Source organism: Microbacterium karelineae, assembly GCF_009745985.1.
In the GTDB taxonomy this organism is placed as follows: domain Bacteria; phylum Actinomycetota; class Actinomycetes; order Actinomycetales; family Microbacteriaceae; genus Microbacterium; species Microbacterium karelineae.
In genome coordinates this window covers 1-500 of record NZ_WFIX01000100.1, presented here as the reverse complement: position 1 = coordinate 500, position 500 = coordinate 1, and the positions used below count along the sequence as shown (strand labels likewise).

1 protein-coding gene is annotated in these 500 nt (G+C 40.6%); it reads right to left on the bottom strand.

Annotated features, from left to right (window positions below; all coding sequences use genetic code 11):
- Window positions 1-500: glutamine amidotransferase-related protein (locus GB932_RS22090; RefSeq protein WP_497755944.1), on the bottom strand; the 500-nt coding region annotated here is incomplete at both ends.

Here is a 500-nt window from a genome sequence, read left to right as displayed (position 1 = left end):
ATTTCAGCTTGAAAGTTTTCGCTCCACAAGCAAGACCAATTAACTGATGTCCTAAACAGATTCCGAAGATTGGAACTTTTCCTAATAATCCTCTGATCATATCCAAGGCGTGTGGTACATCTTCCGGGTCACCAGGACCGTTTGATAGCATGATACCGTCCGGATTCATCAATAGAATTTCTTCTGCAGTCGTGTCCTGAGAAACCACGATGATGTCACAGTTTCTTTGAGACAATTCTCTGATAATTCCCAGTTTTGCACCGAAATCTACTAAGACCACTTTGAAACCTCTGTTCGGGTTAGCGTAAGGTGTTTTTGTAGAAACCTCCTCTACCTGATTGGTTGGGAAAGTTGTTGATTTCAACTCAGAAGCTACAGCAGCTTCGTCAGCATCATCGTTTACAATTTTTCCTTTTACTACTCCATGGTTACGAAGAACTCTTGTCAGTCTTCTGGTGTCGATACCTGAAATTCCTGAAAGGTTTTTCTTTTTAAATAAT